This window comes from Streptococcus sp. HMSC073D05 (genome assembly GCF_001812015.1).
GTDB classification, from domain to species: Bacteria; Bacillota; Bacilli; order Lactobacillales; family Streptococcaceae; genus Streptococcus; species Streptococcus parasanguinis_D.
In genome coordinates this window covers 208394-225415 of sequence record NZ_KV807483.1, presented here as the reverse complement: position 1 = coordinate 225415, position 17022 = coordinate 208394, and the positions used below count along the sequence as shown (strand labels likewise).

At 32.6% G+C, this 17022-nt stretch carries 14 protein-coding genes; 4 read left to right on the top strand and 10 right to left on the bottom strand.

The window, feature by feature from the left end; genetic code table 11:
• Positions 1-34: 34 nt before the first annotated feature.
• The 8 genes from HMPREF2832_RS02275 to HMPREF2832_RS02245 all read right to left on the bottom strand — a co-directional run bounded on the left by HMPREF2832_RS02275 (position 35) and on the right by HMPREF2832_RS02245 (position 9973).
• Positions 35-691 carry an ABC transporter ATP-binding protein gene (locus tag HMPREF2832_RS02275; protein ID WP_049492958.1) on the bottom strand — a complete coding sequence of 219 codons (657 nt, stop codon included), beginning with the start codon at positions 689-691 and terminating at the stop codon, positions 35-37.
• 4 nt (positions 692-695) lie between these two features.
• Positions 696-2897 carry an ABC transporter permease gene (locus HMPREF2832_RS02270; RefSeq protein WP_049496930.1) on the bottom strand — a complete coding sequence of 734 codons (2202 nt, stop codon included), beginning with the start codon at positions 2895-2897 and terminating at the stop codon, positions 696-698.
• 6 nt (positions 2898-2903) lie between these two features.
• Positions 2904-3197, bottom strand: a complete 294-nt coding sequence (locus tag HMPREF2832_RS02265; RefSeq protein ID WP_023919386.1) for a hypothetical protein — start codon at positions 3195-3197, stop codon at positions 2904-2906.
• 145 nt (positions 3198-3342) lie between these two features.
• Positions 3343-3480 (bottom strand): hypothetical protein, encoded by a 138-nt coding sequence (locus HMPREF2832_RS10385; protein ID WP_155167719.1) that lies wholly within the window; start codon positions 3478-3480, stop codon positions 3343-3345.
• Positions 3481-3683: 203 nt separating this feature from the next.
• Positions 3684-4556 carry a helix-turn-helix domain-containing protein gene (locus tag HMPREF2832_RS02260; protein ID WP_070505411.1) on the bottom strand — a complete coding sequence of 291 codons (873 nt, stop codon included), beginning with the start codon at positions 4554-4556 and terminating at the stop codon, positions 3684-3686.
• 92 nt (positions 4557-4648) lie between these two features.
• A complete protein-coding gene (locus HMPREF2832_RS02255; RefSeq protein WP_141751181.1) occupies positions 4649-5413 on the bottom strand; it encodes an IS30 family transposase in 765 nt (254 codons plus the stop codon).
• A 207-nt stretch (positions 5414-5620) separates the two neighbouring features.
• A complete protein-coding gene (locus HMPREF2832_RS02250) occupies positions 5621-5992 on the bottom strand; it encodes a hypothetical protein (RefSeq protein WP_070505409.1) in 372 nt (123 codons plus the stop codon).
• 141 nt (positions 5993-6133) lie between these two features.
• Positions 6134-9973 carry an SEC10/PgrA surface exclusion domain-containing protein gene (locus HMPREF2832_RS02245; protein ID WP_070505407.1) on the bottom strand — a complete coding sequence of 1280 codons (3840 nt, stop codon included), beginning with the start codon at positions 9971-9973 and terminating at the stop codon, positions 6134-6136.
• 160 nt (positions 9974-10133) lie between these two features.
• Here HMPREF2832_RS02245 and HMPREF2832_RS02240 point away from each other — a divergent pair, with 160 nt between their 5' ends.
• The gene (locus HMPREF2832_RS02240) at positions 10134-10460 is read left to right on the top strand and encodes a helix-turn-helix domain-containing protein (protein ID WP_003013607.1); all 327 of its coding nucleotides are present in this window, start codon (positions 10134-10136) and stop codon (positions 10458-10460) included.
• Positions 10461-10527: 67 nt separating this feature from the next.
• Here HMPREF2832_RS02240 and HMPREF2832_RS02235 read toward each other — a convergent pair whose 3' ends face one another.
• Complete coding sequence (locus HMPREF2832_RS02235) at positions 10528-10947, bottom strand: hypothetical protein (RefSeq protein WP_070505405.1); 420 nt, start codon at positions 10945-10947, stop codon at positions 10528-10530.
• Positions 10948-11349: 402 nt separating this feature from the next.
• A complete protein-coding gene (locus tag HMPREF2832_RS02230) occupies positions 11350-12465 on the bottom strand; it encodes a hypothetical protein (protein ID WP_070505403.1) in 1116 nt (371 codons plus the stop codon).
• Between the two features lie 1337 nt (positions 12466-13802).
• On the opposite strand from HMPREF2832_RS02230, the gene HMPREF2832_RS02225 reads away from it, so the two are divergent.
• From HMPREF2832_RS02225 to HMPREF2832_RS02215, 3 genes are all read left to right on the top strand, one after another.
• Entirely contained in the window at positions 13803-14813 is a 1011-nt protein-coding gene (locus tag HMPREF2832_RS02225) for a site-specific integrase (RefSeq protein ID WP_070505401.1), read from the top strand.
• A 324-nt stretch (positions 14814-15137) separates the two neighbouring features.
• A complete protein-coding gene (locus HMPREF2832_RS02220; protein ID WP_070505399.1) occupies positions 15138-16493 on the top strand; it encodes a hypothetical protein in 1356 nt (451 codons plus the stop codon).
• A 137-nt stretch (positions 16494-16630) separates the two neighbouring features.
• Entirely contained in the window at positions 16631-16891 is a 261-nt protein-coding gene (locus HMPREF2832_RS02215; RefSeq protein ID WP_070505397.1) for a helix-turn-helix domain-containing protein, read from the top strand.
• Positions 16892-17022 lie beyond the last annotated feature (131 nt).

Sequence of the window (17022 nt, the reverse complement as noted above, 5' to 3'; positions counted from 1 at the left end):
ACTAAAATGATTGTCTCAGTTGCGAGTGAGTAGACTAATTTACAAAAGCTGATTTCAACGAGACAATTCGATCACATTGTTTCGCATGGTCTAAATTATGTGTGACGATTAGAATTGTTTTTCCAAACTGATCTCTCAATGACCGAATTAAGTCAAATGATTTTTGAGCCATATCAGGATCCAATGAACCTGTTGGTTCATCTGCCAAGATGATATCACCTGGTTTTAGAATAGCTCTCACGATGGCGATTCTCTGCTGCTCACCTCCAGATAATTCATTGACCTTGCTATCTAGTCTATTTTCCAAACCAACAAACCGCAAGGTTTCTTTAATCTTTTTCTCCTTCTCTTCCTTAGAGAAATTAGTAAAGTTCATAGCAAGCATGAGATTATCTTTTACACTGGATGTAGAGATGAGTGCATTTGATTGAAATAGATAGTTGATAACATTCTTTCGATAGTTAACCGCAGAACGCGAATTCACTTTTGGTAAGATCTTCCCGTTGATTAAAATCTTACCACTATCAATATTATCCAAAAGGCCAATCATATTAAGTAACGTAGATTTTCCAGAACCAGATGGCCCTACTAAAGCTACAAATTCATTTTCCTCAACATCAAAACTTAAGTCTTTTAAAATCTCACGTGACCCAAATTTTTTTGACACATTTTGTACGGAAATCATAGACATTAAATCACCCCTTAAACGATTGTATGAGACTTTCTACTTCTTTACGGAATAGATTGAAGTAAAGAAGTAATAATTGGAAAGCAAATGTAACTAGTGCTAAAACTATTCCCAACTTAGAGCCTAGTAAGATAGAAACTAGTAGTTCTATCGCAGAAACACCAACGACAAGAGAAAGAACACCGCTATACCTCTTCCAAGGAGAAAAGCCCATGAAGTATTGTACATACAGTTTTTCTTCGAAAAGCAAGCGATAAATCAAGACAAAACTCCAAAAGATAGCCATCATAGTAAAGACAATAATAGCAATGATACTTCCAAATAGGTAGAAAGTATAGCCGAGATCTTTCTGAAGTCCATTGATATAATTCTTAACCGTTGTAAATTTCAGTGCATTGTCTGATAAATCAGGGAACTCATTTTCTAAAATTGATTTTACCTGATTCGTTGTTTCCTTATCACGAACTTTCAAAATTCCGTCATATCCACTCACAGATAGGTTTGCTGATTCCATGAAGTACAAGTTTTCAGGAGCTGCTACAAAAATAACAGGTTCTTCACTAGTTACACCTCGATCGATTGATCTTGACCAAGTAAAAATGGACTTAGATGGCTGATAGGTTCTAAATAAAAATCTTGGATTTTCTGTAAACTTAGTCCCTATATCCCCTGGTTTTACTCGAACAACTTCTTGTAAGTAAGCCTTCATGGTTTCAACATCCGCTGAACCTAGAGTATCAGGAATAAGGTACAATCTGGCACCATTACGTATTTCGGATAATTCTTCATTACTTAACTCAACTCCTAGTTCAGATAAGTAATTATAAGAATAGGTTAAATACCAAAATGGTTTTTTAGGAACATTTTGATACGTACCATAGATTGTATCAAGGTATTCTTGCCCGAGATATTCTCCCTGAGCAATATAAACACCTGGAATCTCTGAAATTCGTTGGTAAAAGTGATACATGCTGCTTTCTAATGAATTTGTATTACCAGAGTAGGTTCCTATATCATCCCCTTCTACAAAATCCGAAATAACATACATATTTTCGACACTTTTCCACTCCCTAGCTACTTTGACATTATCAATGAACTGATTCATTGGCGCATCTAAGGAATGACTAACTGCTATTAATAAACCAGCTACTAAAGTATAGAATAACAAACTGGTTGCCATTAATGGTTTCATTGGTAACCGTTTATGAATTGCAGCTAATGGAGAAACCCAATAAACAACAATACTTGGAATAATTAATGTTAGCAATAGTAACAAGATTGAAAGACTTGTACCCGCAAAGACTAACACAAATGATGATAATCCAAAACTAGCCCAACCTGACAAAAACCAAGTTGCTAGTGCGGAAACAGGTGCAATATAAATAGAAAACAGAAGAGAATCCTTAAAGAGGGCAGACCACAACTCCTTCCTATCCCATCCAAGTAGTATCAATGTCCCAAAATGTTTAAAGGATTGTAAAACACATATTAGGAAAAGAACAAGAAGAACCATAGCATTTACTGCAATACTAGCAGCTAAAACGATTGGCACAATTCCCTCAACAGTATTACTGCCAAAACTCTCTCTAGTCAAGTCTTCAACAGAAATCCCAGTAATAGATGAGAGATTTGATAAAAACGTTTCTCTTGAGAGGTCGTCCTGAAGACCATTGATATGATATATCCCGTTTATTGTATTTGTTTCTTGAAAAATATGGTCTAACCGATTAATAACAACAGGGGTTGTAAATAACAAGCTCGGTAATTCATAGAGCATATTATCAGTTCCCTTATCAAGTCCAATAGTCAAGTTATTGTCACTATGGGATAATAAATCTGAAATTTGTTGGCGTGATAAAATTATTTTACCACCGTTTGTAAAATCTGAAAAACCTTCAGGATTGCCAAGAACATCTAAATATATTCTATTTATTGAACCATCCCTACTACTATTTGTAGTACGTTTCGTCCAAATAGACAAGTCACTTTGTTCCAAAAAGTATTGGTATACACTTTGCGCCTGTTCTTCAGATAATCTTTGAAGATAAACTGTAACTGTCCTAGAATTACGGTTATAACTTTGCCATGCCTCCTCATACTGAACACCTGTAAAAAAAATTGCCATCAGAGCAAGTAGTACGCTCTGAATGGCAATCAAAAACAGGATTAAGTACTTCATTTTACCTAATAACATGTTTTTGTATGTCATAGGCGCTTACCTACAATTCCAGTAACATTGTGCTGTACCACTTCCAATATATCTAGATGCACGTGCTTCAATTCCTGGCCGTTTCCAACCTGAGAAACCTCCGTTAGCACTTGCTGCGTGTTCATACACACCAGATTGAACGTGTGAGTAACTCCAAAGTCCTACTGTACGACCATAGTTCCAATAAACGGCAGAACCTTTATAATAAACTGTTGCGGCAGAAGCGATTGAACCACCTGCACCAGCTAGGGTAAGAGCAAGTAACGATGTTGAAATAATCTTCTTAATTCTTTTCTTCATAACATAGTCTCCATTTCATTTTTGACTAAAACTAACAATTACAACTCTTTTTTAGTAACTTATGACAACTTAGTACATTGGCAACTATCCTTTCTTTGAACTGGTAATACTACCAGCTTATTCATAAAATTGTACAATTCATATTTTAAAATTTTACAGAATATAATTCTCCAGGATCAAAGCCTAAAGGGGCGGGAGCGGGATTTATCGATGGTTTACCAACAATAACTAATAAACCCGCTAATAAAACTGCGACAACAAACTTTTTAGTTGCTTTCTTCATATCTTGCAACCCCTTTCATATTCCTTGATTGTATTCTATCACGCAGAAAATTATTTGTCAATTATATTTATAAAGATTTTTTTATTTTATTTTTTTATTATGAATAAGTTTATTTTAACCGTAGAAATAACTCGTTTCATGAGAGATGTTATAATAAATGCATATAAAAAACAACACAGTAAAGACTGAGTTGTCTATAACAATTATGCTGGGAATGTTTCATTGATAAAACGCTCAAGGTCTAAAGCCATCTTATCATTTCCCTCTAGCAGGTATGCATGCTGCGCTGTTACAAAGTACTGTTTAACGGCATCTTTATGGGCAAAACCTTCACTAACATTCCCAAGTAAACAGTAAAGATTAGCTAAACAGTAGAAACTATTATTTTTGAGACAAATACCAATCGTTTCAAAAGTCTCACTTATCGCTCTCTCTGTTTGCTGGTTTAACCATAGATACCGACAAAAGTTATACCGACATTTAATCAGAATTTCAAGTTCATCAATTGTCCGAACCTTAACACTCTTAAAAAGATTGGTCATGCGATTATCGACTTCTTCAAATTTTGAGAGTTCATCCGTCTGAAAGTAAAAGTGTAATAAACTATTTGAGATATTCAAATATTCCCAATCATATTCGCTATATTTTGACAAAATAGCTTCTAATTTTTTGATCGCTTCATTCTGTTTAAGGTCATGGTTAAACAACACAATAGCCTCTATCCACTGAAGGTATAACTGATCGGAGAGAGGGAGTTTTACTGTCTTCGCAGCTTCTAACTCATAGATATATTTTAGTGAATCATAATCTCGTAAGTCTAAGAATTTCTTAGATACAGCACGAAATTGAGTCAAAAACTCCGATTCGACATGGATATCCTCGTCAAAAAAGTAGTCCATTGATACATTTAGCTTTTTTGCAAGGGCATATATTAAGTCTGAGCCAGGACTATAGTCTGCATCTCGCTCAATTTTACTGATTTGGGCCTGTTCACAGATACCAGCAGCCAATTCAACCTGAGACAAATTCAGTTCTTTTCTCCGACTACGCATTCGGCTCGCCAATAGTTTCCCCATATGGCCACCTCTATTCTATGTAATATTTATCTTTATATCACAAATTATAACATTATGACTTTTATTTTTCAATTATTCATACTCACCTAAAATCAAAAACTAATCCAACTTCTATGAACAATAGATTTTAGTACTGTCCAATGCAAGCTCCTAATCACTTCTTGCAACTTATCAATTACTTCATTGAGAGTTTTAAACATCTTTTTCTCGAACCCACGCTTCCGAATCTCCGCCCAGACTTGCTCAATCGGATTCATCTCAGGAGTATAAAGTGGAATGAAAGCTAAGTAAAAGCGCGTTTTTCTCTCTAGAAAGGTCGCTAAACAGTCCTTGCTTTTACCTCTGGAAGACACCACAGTATCGAGCTCCCAGTGGCCAAAAGTCTCACGATTCCTGACCTCTTTAGGACGTTTGGCAATCGACGTGCCAATCCTAAATGTCCCACGTGTTTCTTTGGGCTGTCGACTTTTTCCCTTTCGGCGCAGGACGCTTAAATCCAGATCAATCAAACCAGCATAGAGCCAGTTATAGATGGTTTTAAAAGCTACCATTGGCTTTTGTTCAAGCTGATAGCGACCACAAATCTGTTCAGGTGACCAAGAGGCTTTTAACCCCTTCTCAATTTCCTTTTTCAACTTTGGTGTCAAACAAGACTTCCGACCCTTTTGCTTAGCCCTGTGGTCGTACTGTTCCTGTGCTAAGACGGCGTAGTAACCATTTTGGCATCGTCTTAACTCTCTTGAAATGGTAGACTTATGAAAGTCAAGTTTACTTGCAATTTGGCAAGATTTTAAACCTAAATCCAAGTAAGTTTCTATCTTTATTCGGTCGGTTATGGTAAGATGGGAGTAGCTCATAGTTTTTCCTCGGGTTCTGTTTGTGCGGTTACTTACAGTTTACACCAATGAAACGCTATGAGGTTTTTTGTTGCACTATATTTTACAATTTATCATTTGATAAAATCTCAATAAAAAAGACTTAGAATCATGTTAACAATAACATTAATTCCAAATCCTTTTATTATTTATCTTCTAACTATATTTAAGATAGATACTTAAATTATATTACTGTTTTTCAAAAGTTCCGTCTGCTACACGAAAATCACTGTTAACAGTTTCAATTGAATTAAATTGAATCTTTAAATATTTTACTTCTTTTTCATCTTTTCCATGTAATTCAGCTTTAGCACTCGCTGCACTAGAAACCTTTAATTTGACATATTTTCCAGCGATTTTCCAAGTTCCATCTCTAGATTCGTCTTTATTATTTGTTACTTCTAGTGTTTTATCGCTATTGAAAACGATAGTTGAATCGTGTTTACTATCATACCAAGTACCAATAATTTGCTTCTCTGGTCCTGAATTTTGATTCAAGAAAAAGAATACTCCACCGGCAACCGCAAGTACTAAAACAACTAAAGCAATAATTTTTTTCATTATTTTTCCTCCTATAAATATCTAAAGATATTTATTATTTTTTTCATATACCTAGTTTCACTAAAATCATTAGTAAAAAATCAAATTTTGAATGATAAACTTTTATTCATTACTACAATAAGAAATACTTACCAGCTTTTATTAATCACGATGTTTCCGTGATACTGAAATACCAAAACTACAAAGAACAATTCCCATTGCAAACACTAACCAATTTTCAATTGAACTTGTATTAGGCAAGGCTCTATTTGCAGCATATTTAGCTTGATTTCCAGCATAGCTATATACTCGTTCATTAGAAGTACTTTCTGGTATACTCTTTTCTAACGCAGGATTCAGAGAAATCATCTTGTGATCTACTTTATCGTTAAAGACTTCGCTTTGTCTTGTACGAGTATTTAAATAGGCTTCCCTAACTGCTTCATATTGCGCAGTTGCATCCAATTGATCTTGTAGAAGTAATTTAAGTTTAGCTTCCTCTCTTACTACATTCTCAAGTGCTAAACGATGCTCTTCAACTGCATTGTCATATGCTTCTTTTGCTTTTTTCAAATATGCATCGGCATTTTCAAGATGATCCAAAAGTGTTTCTAAAGCAACTAAGTGAGTCTTAAATTTAGAAATTTCATCCTTAATTTGTTTTTCTTTAGCTTTTAACTCTTCAACTTTATTCTCACGGTTTCTGAGTTCTGCTTCATCCGTAGCTTTTTCAGCTTTAAGATCTGAAAGAACTTTAAGTTCTTTATCCAACTCTGCACGCGCATCTGCTAAAACTTTTTGTTTTGTTTGAATGTCTGCATTTAGATTTTCAACTGCTGATTGTGCTTTTGCGTAACGAGTCTTGGCAGCAATCAATTGTCGAGAAGCCTCATCTAAATTCTTTTGTGCAAGAGGTGTCTTATCTGAGATTGAGTTTAATCTTGCAATCATTTGACGTGTAGTATTTAAGGCTGCCAAATTATTTTCATGAATTTTTGTTACTTCATCTAAATTGTTTCTTGCAGTCTTATCTGTTGCTTTTGCTTTCTCAAGCTCCTCTTTTGCAGTTTCTAATGCTTTTTGCTTAACTTGAAGGTCTGCATTTAAGTTATCTAAAGCTGTTTGAGCTTTGATATATCTTGTTTCAGCTTCTTCTTTTTGTTGTTTCGCATTGTCGTATTTCTTCTGTGCATCTGGAGTTTGATCAGGAACTGACATCAATTCTGCTACTAGTTTTTGAGTTTGTTTCAGATTTTGATTTGCATTTTGATTTTCTACTTTTGCTTTTTCAAGATCAGATTTAGCTTTTACTTCTGCTGTTGTGGCCTGGTCTAAATCATCTTTTGCATTTGCTAAAGCTTGACGCTTGCTTTGAATATCAGCATTTAATTGATCAAGTGTATCTTGAGCTTTATTAAATTGGGTATGTGCTTCATTATAATTTTGTGTAGCGATTTCCAATTTAGTAGTAGCTACAGGTGTTTGATCAGGAGTAGCTTTTAGAGCATCTAATTTTGCTGTCGTTTCTTTGAGAGCTTTTGTACTTGAATCATTTTCAGATTTAGCTTTTTTCAAACGATTCTGTGCAGAATCATTTGTTGTATTTGCTGCAGTCTGTTTAGCTTTAGCAGCTGTTAATTCATCTTCCATTTTTGAAGTATCAAATGGAGTAGCTAGAGGTTTGGCAATTCCTTTATCATAATAGTCGTCAATGAACTTAGAGTGATACTCACCTGTTTGTTCATCTTTAATGTAATCGAAATGGCTAGTTTGACCTTTGAATTTAATAAAATGCATTCGACCAACGCCACTAGGTGTTAGGCTATTTGCTACCCCGACTGCTTGTATATTTGAAGGAGCTTTCTCTCCAATCATTAATCTCATATGTCCAAAATATGCATGTACATCATTTGCCATAAAGCTAATTACAGCATCATATACCTCGCGATACAATTGAGACATTGTAGCTTTTCGTGTTTCTTTTGCTTCTGAATAATAAGCACTAAAACCTAGTAATGTATTATTGAAGCTCATATTTTCGCCAGCCCAAGTGATTGAATCCAGTCCATCTTTTGCAAGAGCTGTCACACTATGACTTGTACCAAAGGGTTTATTTTCTTCAGCATAGGCTTTTGCGATATTTTTAACACCTTGAACAGATTCTTTAGTAACTATAAAATCATGGCTTCCCCAGACTTGGTCTTGCAGATTGTTGGCAAGAAGTGCATAATATTGACTCAAAGCTTCAATCTGTTTATCTGTAAGATTATCCAAATCGACTTCAGAGTCATCGATAGGCAAAACAATATCCTTATTTGGCCAACCTTTGATAACAATATTTTGGTGTTCAGGAGAATATTCCGTCTCTGGAGTACCAAAATCATACTTACTACCTGTGAACCATTTTTGAATAACATCGTTTAATGCATTTTTATTTGCATCTGAGTTATCAGCAAGATAAGCCTTGTAAGCATCAATGACATCTTGAGGCAATTGAGGAATAGTGAGATTTTTAATTGCTGCAATTTGTTTTTTGAGGGTTTCAACCGCTTGATCAGCCTTCTCTTTATTCTCTTTTGCTTCCTGAGCTGCTGATGTAACACTCGCTAGCTCATTTGAAGTTTCATTTACTTTTGCCTCTTCTTGATTTTTCTTAGTAGTTAAAGCTGAAATTTCTGAAGCTTTCTTAGCATCATTTTCTTTAGCTGTTTTGAGCTCTTCTTCTGCACCAATTTTACTATTTTGTTTATTTACTAAATCATTTGCTTTGCTATCACGATTTGAGATTGTTTGGGTAAGTTGTGATTCAGAAGCATCAAGATTACTTTGCGCTGAAACCTTATTTTCTTGAGCTTTCTTTAAATTCTCTTGTGCTTGTTTTTGTTTTTCCTCAGCTGATGACAAGTTTGCTGCCGTTTCTTGACTTTTCTTTATTTGATCCGCTTCAACAGACTTTGCATTTTTTAGTGCAGTTGCTTTTTTATTATCTGCTTCTTTGGCACGATCAAGTTCCTGTTTCGCTGTATTTTCAGTTGCTGTTTTAGCATCTAAATTTTTCTTAGCCGCATCACGTTCTGCTACAATTTCTTCGACGCCGGTACCGTCTAAAACTTTCTGAGCAGTTTCTTTCTCTTTTTGAGCCTTCACTAATGCACTCGCTGCTTCTTCTGCAACCTTTTTAGCATCTGCTAATTGTTTGGCAGAAACCTGACTAGCACTAAGTTGCGTTTTTTCATCAGAAGAAGCTTTACTGAGTTCTTCAGCTTTATTTTTGTCTTCGCTAATAGCATTTTCCAAAGCCTTTTTTGCTGCTTCTTCTGCTGATTCTTTTTCAGCTACATCACTTTTTGCTTTGTCGATTTCAGCAAGAATTTCTGAAGCACCAGTGCCATCAAGATTTTTTTGTGCTGTAGCTACTGCTTCATCAGCTACCGAAACTTTCCTTTCTTGATCTGAAATTTTATCTTGATCTTTTTTAATAACATCTGATTGCTGATTACGTTCTTTCTCAGCTTCTAGAACTTTATCAGATGCATCTTTTAGTGATGTTCCCTTTTTCTCAATATCAGCTTTTACTTCTGATATTTCATTCTTCGTTTTTTCAATTTTTTCAGGCGTAGCTGATTCTTTATTTACCTCAGCATTCTTTAAATCAACATTTGCCTCGGAAACTTTGGATGCAGTGGTTGCTTCCGAAACCTTAGCGTTTTCTAATACACTTTCTTGATTTGAAACTGATTGATCAGTTTCTTCCTTGATCGTTCTTGCTTCTTCTAAAACTTCAGAAGTTGGCGTTTTCGTTACGGTTGCAACCCCATTATTAACAAATACTCCGTCTACTTGTTTTATATTTGTAGACGAAGGAGTCTTCGATTCAACACTTAATGTTGACTCATTTGTCTGAGTTGCAGTTACTTCGTCCGCTTGTACAACAGAAATTCCTGCAAAAGCTGTAGCTATTGATACAGCAGATACAGTTGCTTTGATCGTTTTCTTTTTCATAATTCCCACCTTTATGATAGAGTATTGAGCAAATTATCACTATTTAATTATAAACACCCGAATTATACTATATTTTAGCAACTTTGTAAAGTTGTATCCAACCTTTTAAGAACTAGAATCTAACCTTCTAAGACTGTAGAATAGTCTTACGAGGTGAGCAATGTCAGAATTACAAAAGTATATAAGCAAAAGAATACGGATTTTGCGGATTCAGTCAGGGATGACTCAGGAACAATTAGAAGAAAAAGCAGATCTTGGTACCAATTACGCGTATAAGTTAGAAAATTTAGAGCCCAATATAAAAATTAGTACGCTTGAAAAAATTATAGAAGCCTTAAATGTTGATCTACAAACTTTTTTTGATTTAACACTTAAAGAAGAAAGCACTGACTTAGCACAGCTTATCGACACTATCAAATCTTTACCAGAGTATAAACAAAATAAAGTCATTTCAGCTATTAACACAATTATTAACGAGACAAAATAAAAAGAGTGGAAAAGGATAAGTATAAAACTATTCCTTTTCCACTTTTTTGTGCATAAAAATATGGCTATTAGCTATTAGAGCCTGCGATTCTTGGGTAACCAAATGTCATATCGAGTTTATCCTCTTCGTAATTCTTGATCAATTCCCAGAAATCTGCAACTGATAACGCTGCAACTGATTCATGCCAATTGAATCTAAAAAACAAATCTAAGAGAAAATTAATTACAAGATGGATTTTAGCTGTTTGTTCTACAGTATCAAATGTAATTACAATTTTCTCACACAACGGATCAATTAATTCAATTTCAATGCTATCATTTACAAAATTGAATGACACTTCTTGATCTTGGTCATTTAAGATTGAGATATACTGATCCTCTTCAAATGTTGAATAAAACATTCTAATATTAATTTCTTCATTTCGATTAATTAACTCTGAAATATATTGTTGAGTTAAATTAATCACATAATTTTTGTAATTTTTCATTAATTTTACCTCAAATTATTATTTAAAAAAGTTTTTTTCATCTGTGAATTTTCACGGTGGCCTCACTCTCTCTAATATTATTAAACGATTGTTCTTGAGCATCTGCTACCTCCTTTTTTGAGGAACAAAAAAAGACAGTTCACCACTGCCTTTTTTTCTTCACTATTATTATGCCATTTTTTTGTAAAAATAAAAAAACGATTTTTCAAAAAAGTACTATAAAATGATCTTAGCCCAAGAAGATAAATTTTTTTGTCTATGTTTTTGGGCTGCAGTTTATAATCTGATGAAGGTTTTAACAAATCTGTTAGGTGTTTTGCTCCTCCTAACAGATGAACTTCATCAATAAACAAGATATGGAATTTTTTTATCTACAACTGTTGATATAAATCCATCCTCACTTTACTTTCTCACATATTCCCCTAAGGTTTCTTTAACTAAACGTTTAAAACTACTATCACTTATTCTTTCATTGTTTTTACAAAAATTTCTCCCAAAATACCCTGATTGACCGTTGTAATCCTTTTTCCTAACAGTAAAAAAATATTCTTCATCTAAAGCGTTTATGATTTGATTTGTTTCTTCTATTGTGAAATTCAGGTCGTGTTGCAAAACTTTAGATATAGTAGGCAACCAAAAAGTATTAAACCTTCTCAGTATAAATATAGGTTTATGGTCAGATGACTCTAAATGCTTAATGATTCTCCAAATAATTACTCTTGCACTTAACAAATTAACTTTACTGTCTGATTCAATCAATAGATTTGTAAAGTTAGTTCCTTTTTTATTATTTTTATAAGTGTAGTTTGGATTTTTACTTCTGAATGGAAAAGCCTCTAAATTCGCTATTTTTTTCGACATTTTTTCTAACTCGTCCCACTCATCAGTCAAATTTTGAATAATATTCTTAAAAGAGCCTTTTTTATTTAAAAATTCTTTTATAAAGTGTGGTAAATAATGTCCTAGGTAATAAGTACCTTTATTTGAAGGAGATTGTTTTACAATTTCTAATTCATTATATAAAATACTACTCGTTTCTCTAACATTTACAATATGTTCCTTGATGTATTCATTAGCATCTCTTTTCAATTTACCTTGATCGTCTAAGATATTTAATGATTCATCTCCACTAACCAATTCTCTTGCTTTTTCATAATATGTACGAACTCCATCTGACACACTGATTTTTACTTCATCAATATTAGGATTCACCAAACATAAAAATAATGTTGCTTCATCAATATTTCCTTTTATATGATTGGGAAGTCCATACCTAATATTAACATCTGTGCTATTAGGTAAATCTTTCTCAATTTCTAACCAAGAAAAACTATTACTATTAGTTTTTAAAGCCACATTAAAAGAGTGTATCATTTTTTCTATATTTGAATCATTCCAGGGGCTGTATATTTCAAACAGTTCCGAGGAGTTGTTGATTTTACCTACTTTATCATGATATGTATCAGCCAATTTTTTTAAAGGTTCTTTTAATGTATTTTTGATTTGCTGTTCTAACATAAATCTATCCTCACTTTTATTTTTCTATGTTGATTTCATTGACAGAATTACTTTATCATATCCTATGGACAAATAATGTCAATGTTCATTAAAATACTAACTTATTTCTCCCTAATTCTTTAAAATATCTTCCTGAGTTTTGTGTTCTTAATATTTTACAACCAATTTTTAGTATAAAGTCTTATAGCAATTTAAATATTGATTGAAACTTTTCAATACACTTAATTCAAATACTTTTAAAAAATACGTTCGTTTTTCTTACAAATCTTTTATATTTTACCACAAAAACACACTGAAACACTTGTTCTCAATGTGTTTATTTCATATTAGTATAATTTCTTCATCAAACTAAAAAATTTATTGTTTGCTCAATAGCTTCCTACTTTTTTTGTGATTACAATCGACAGGTTTTTGAATTCTCTTCGGCATTTGAAAGGGACAATCAATAAACAAATTAATTTAAACATAGCAAACACACCTTGAATTTCAAATTTTTTACACGTATTAAAAAATGTGATGATTTTAATTACTTTCTGAGATTTCTAATTTTCAATCTGTATAAGAAACTTTAGTGCATTTACCTTCGAATACTATTTCCATTAATTCTTTTTTTATGTTACGACGTTAACTTTTCTGTGTGTTTAGCGTTGACAGAAACGTATGTGAAAGTCACGCTAAACACACAGTTCGAAGTAAAACCGAATAACACAAAAAAGAAAAAATTTGTTTTTTAGAATTATCAATTTATGGCATACTATAGATATCTAAAGATTGATTAAGTAGAGACGTAACTAAATAGCTACGTTTTTTTTAATATTTAAAAGGAGGTAGCTATCGTGGAAACAGCAGGTTTAAGCTGAGTTAAGAAAGAACCAATTTTTGTATTTCACTAACTAAAAAAATAAATGTATAGATAATAAAAGTAATGTCAATAGCAGTAAAAAAATTTTTTGATCATAACAAAGTAAAGTATAAAAGTATAAGAACGAAAGTAAATAACAAAAGTCTAAAAATCAAATACAAAAAACTAGCTTAACACAGTCGCTAAATTCATAGCATTTAAACCTGAAAAAGAGTAAAAAGAAAAAACAACAGATTTTTATCTGTAGGATGGAACTCTACATCTTATTTGAATTGAGTCAACTTGTCATGTTGTAAAATGGCCTGGTTAACTTCTTAGCCATAAATTAAGAAGCGCCCTCAGCACAGGGAAGATACTACAACAGTGAATATAAGCTTTAGGTCACTGCACTACTTCAACTTGAATTAAAAGACCTTAAGATTCTTGTTAAGGTTTTCTTTAAACGTACATTATCTTTTATAGAAAGGAAAGAACTATGTCAAAGAAGAAACGAAGTCGTTCTGAACGACGAAAAGCTAGAGAGAAAGCTCAGAAACAACAAATGGATTCTCTAACTACTTTCGAAGGCCGTAAACAATTCGTCCAATCAAAAGGTTTAACTAATCTAGTCACGCGCTTCAAGAAGGGAAAAGGTATCAAAAGAAATGAATCCAAAAAAACAGGAGAGGACATTCATTTAATACATACAGACCGAACTCTTCATAACTACGCTGGATCCTGGAGCAGATTTGCTTCCTTTGTTGCTACAACAACCACTGCCGAAGATTTAAAAGCTCTTGAAAAATCTAAGAATGTAGATGGATGGATTGACGTAGTAAATCAATATTTAGAACATTGTAAAAAAACTGGGCTTTCAGCACCAACCCAATCAACCTACAAAGCAGCATTGGCTAAAGTTTTAGGCGTGTCTTCTACTACTTTTGTTGCAACGGATATTCGATACCGAGCCAACAAAAAGAATAATCGCTTAAAGTCAAATGACGACAGAATGTCTGAAGAAACAAATAATCGCTGGTTTTCAATTGTATCTGCCACTGGGCTACGAAAAAATGAATTAAAAGCAATTACTGGAGACTCACTCTACCAACGAGAGGATGGCCGATACTTTCTTAAAATCATTGGTAAAAAGCATAAAACAAAAGGAGCTAGAGACCGCTGGGTTCCGATTATTACACGAGATCAACAAGAATTAGAGAGGCTTGTTGAAGAATTTAGGATAGCTGGTAAAAAGCGTGTGTTTCAAGTTCCATCTGCTTTAAAACCTCATAAATATCGTGCTGAATACGCAAAACGTCTTTATCTTCTTGTCGCACGAGATCCTAAAGACATCAAGGATAAAAGGGAAAAAATTTATCTAAGAGGGGAATTAAAAGGCGTTGTCCTCGATCGAAAAGCCTGCTTAATTGTATCGCGTGCTCTTGGACACAATCGTCCCGAAGAGTTTCAAAAATCGTATGCATATAAGTTAATCGCACAAGCAAACTAATAAGCACATTTAAAAAATAATTGTATATCTCTCATTGAAATAAATAAAGTAGGGAAAAACCTAATTTTTTCTCCAAACCCTTATCATTACGCGTTTTTTAAACAATTAAACATTGTGTATTTTATTGTTTTTCAAAATTTTTCCATTTTTTCACTATTTTTTTTTAAAAAAAAGGCGTTTTTTGTCAAAAAAATGGCATACCTATAATAGGGAATTTTAGTTTTGAACCAAAATGTGGTTATGATAATATATTGATTTTACGACATCTAATACTTCCTAGCATAATTCCTATCAAAAATAATAGTAAAAAGGAAACGTTAAAACATGAAAATACAGACAAAAGCTTCTACTGAAAAAAAGTATTTAAATGAGAAAGAAATTCAATCTTGTTTTACTTTAATGAATTCCTTCTGGGGGTTTGATCGCATGGTTTTTAACTTAGGTGAAAATCTAATTGTTGACATTGAAAAAATAATAGAATACAGAAAAAATAATCCTCATGAAGTTAAAAAATTAAATTACAATTCAAATCAGATAGAAGATTTAATTATCCAATCAAGGGAATTCGGAAGACTTGAAATTGGAAAAATTTATAAAAAAGAAAGCGGAGATACTGTTAATTATTGCTTACTACAACTAAATCATGGAGGTCTCAATTTTGAAACTCTCTCTATTTCAGCAATTCGAAAGAAACTAATAAATGTTATAACGAAAATCAAACAGCAAACTGGTATTTGGATTATCCCAACTACTATTAGGATTCATGAAATGGAAATCTCATTTACATTTGCTACTGATGCGATTATTCATTTTCAAACAAGAAATTTATTATTGAGGAGTCTATCTAATACATCTCAAGTAGATAAAAAAGTTTATACAAAATGTTCAACTCCTGAGGATCACCATATTCTTTCAAGCAAAAAATATAGAAACTTATTGCATGTTCTTTACGATAAAACAGCAAAAGCTGAACATAATAAACAGATCGAATTGGACGCATCTCGTAAATATCGCATCTATAGATACGAAATGACACTGAATGAAGAAAAAATTAAAAGTGAATTCAAGACTACTGACTTAGATAAACTACACAATGATCAGCTTTATCTATTTGTGTATAGTGTAATTGAAAAAGGATTGTCCAACTTTAAGATAGTTGTTCAAACTTCAGTAAGAGATACCGAAAATAAGTTAATAGAATTGTATAAAGAAAAAGGTAAAGATAAATATATAAAAACATTTTTTGAAACTCAACTAAATCATGCTATGGATTATTTATATCCATTAACATTGGATGAATCTATTTTCTTATTTATTGATGCATCTAAATTTATAAAGCCAAAAAACTGTGCAAGAACCAAAAGAAATCTGATTAAAGAAAGTAGAAAGAATGATTTAAAGAATGAGCGTTATTTTCTTTCTATTATGATTACATGGCAAGTACTATGTCTCTTTAGCTTAATGCTAAATACTCTATCTCTTGTTACTATCCTTGATTTTGGTTGTTACAAGAGTAATCAAAATACTAAACTTCATTTGTTTAAAATGCCTACTTTTACAGCTGAAGAAAAAGATGCATTTATTAAGAAAGTTATTAAAAACAAGAATAAAGACATAGGTTCAATCCTAGATTCTATTTTAAACAACATTCAAATAAATAATTCTTCCATTTTAATATAAATTCTGATTGAAAAAAAAGAAGAAGTATTAATACAGCAACGTTTTCCCATTTTTTAACTCTTCAACCCTTGAAGACTTAAAAACAAAATCTAAACTAATATAATTTAAATCTAACAGAAAGAAAAAAGGTACTATTTATGAATGTATTTATTCCAGAAGAACTGATTAAGCAAGTTCAATTACTATTATCGGATATTGTTAAGAAAGAACTAAATAAATTTGTAGATACTAATGAAAGTACTCATCATTTTTTAAATAAAAAGCAGACTTGTGAGTATTTAAATATATCCAACAATACTTTAGACAGCTGGATTAAGCAAGGTTTGCCTTGTATTAAGGTCGGAAAAACTGTTCGCTTTAGCAAAACAGAAATCAATCGCTGGTTACAAAAGCAGTAGAAATTCCATGGTGGTTTGTTATAATGTAACCATGGTATTTTCTAGCTCAATTCAAAAGGAGAATACTATGTCTATTAGAAGAACTAAAAACGGAACCTATCGCTTACGTGTTTATATTCCTGAGGAAGTTA

Bases quoted from the DNA above. Each gene is read 5' to 3' on its own strand.
- HMPREF2832_RS02275 (WP_049492958.1), bottom strand. From the start codon at position 691: ATGTCTATGATTTCCGTACAAAATGTGTCAAAAAAATTTGGGTCACGT.
- HMPREF2832_RS02270 (WP_049496930.1), bottom strand. From the start codon at position 2,897: ATGACATACAAAAACATGTTATTAGGTAAAATGAAGTACTTAATCCTG.
- HMPREF2832_RS02265 (WP_023919386.1), bottom strand. From the start codon at position 3,197: ATGAAGAAAAGAATTAAGAAGATTATTTCAACATCGTTACTTGCTCTT.
- HMPREF2832_RS10385 (WP_155167719.1), bottom strand. From the start codon at position 3,480: ATGAAGAAAGCAACTAAAAAGTTTGTTGTCGCAGTTTTATTAGCGGGT.
- HMPREF2832_RS02260 (WP_070505411.1), bottom strand. From the start codon at position 4,556: ATGGGGAAACTATTGGCGAGCCGAATGCGTAGTCGGAGAAAAGAACTG.
- HMPREF2832_RS02255 (WP_141751181.1), bottom strand. From the start codon at position 5,413: ATGAGCTACTCCCATCTTACCATAACCGACCGAATAAAGATAGAAACT.
- HMPREF2832_RS02250 (WP_070505409.1), bottom strand. From the start codon at position 5,992: ATGAAAAAAATTATTGCTTTAGTTGTTTTAGTACTTGCGGTTGCCGGT.
- HMPREF2832_RS02245 (WP_070505407.1), bottom strand. From the start codon at position 9,973: ATGAAAAAGAAAACGATCAAAGCAACTGTATCTGCTGTATCAATAGCT.
- HMPREF2832_RS02240 (WP_003013607.1), top strand. From the start codon at position 10,134: ATGTCAGAATTACAAAAGTATATAAGCAAAAGAATACGGATTTTGCGG.
- HMPREF2832_RS02235 (WP_070505405.1), bottom strand. From the start codon at position 10,947: ATGAAAAATTACAAAAATTATGTGATTAATTTAACTCAACAATATATT.
- HMPREF2832_RS02230 (WP_070505403.1), bottom strand. From the start codon at position 12,465: ATGTTAGAACAGCAAATCAAAAATACATTAAAAGAACCTTTAAAAAAA.
- HMPREF2832_RS02225 (WP_070505401.1), top strand. From the start codon at position 13,803: ATGTCAAAGAAGAAACGAAGTCGTTCTGAACGACGAAAAGCTAGAGAG.
- HMPREF2832_RS02220 (WP_070505399.1), top strand. From the start codon at position 15,138: ATGAAAATACAGACAAAAGCTTCTACTGAAAAAAAGTATTTAAATGAG.
- HMPREF2832_RS02215 (WP_070505397.1), top strand. From the start codon at position 16,631: ATGAATGTATTTATTCCAGAAGAACTGATTAAGCAAGTTCAATTACTA.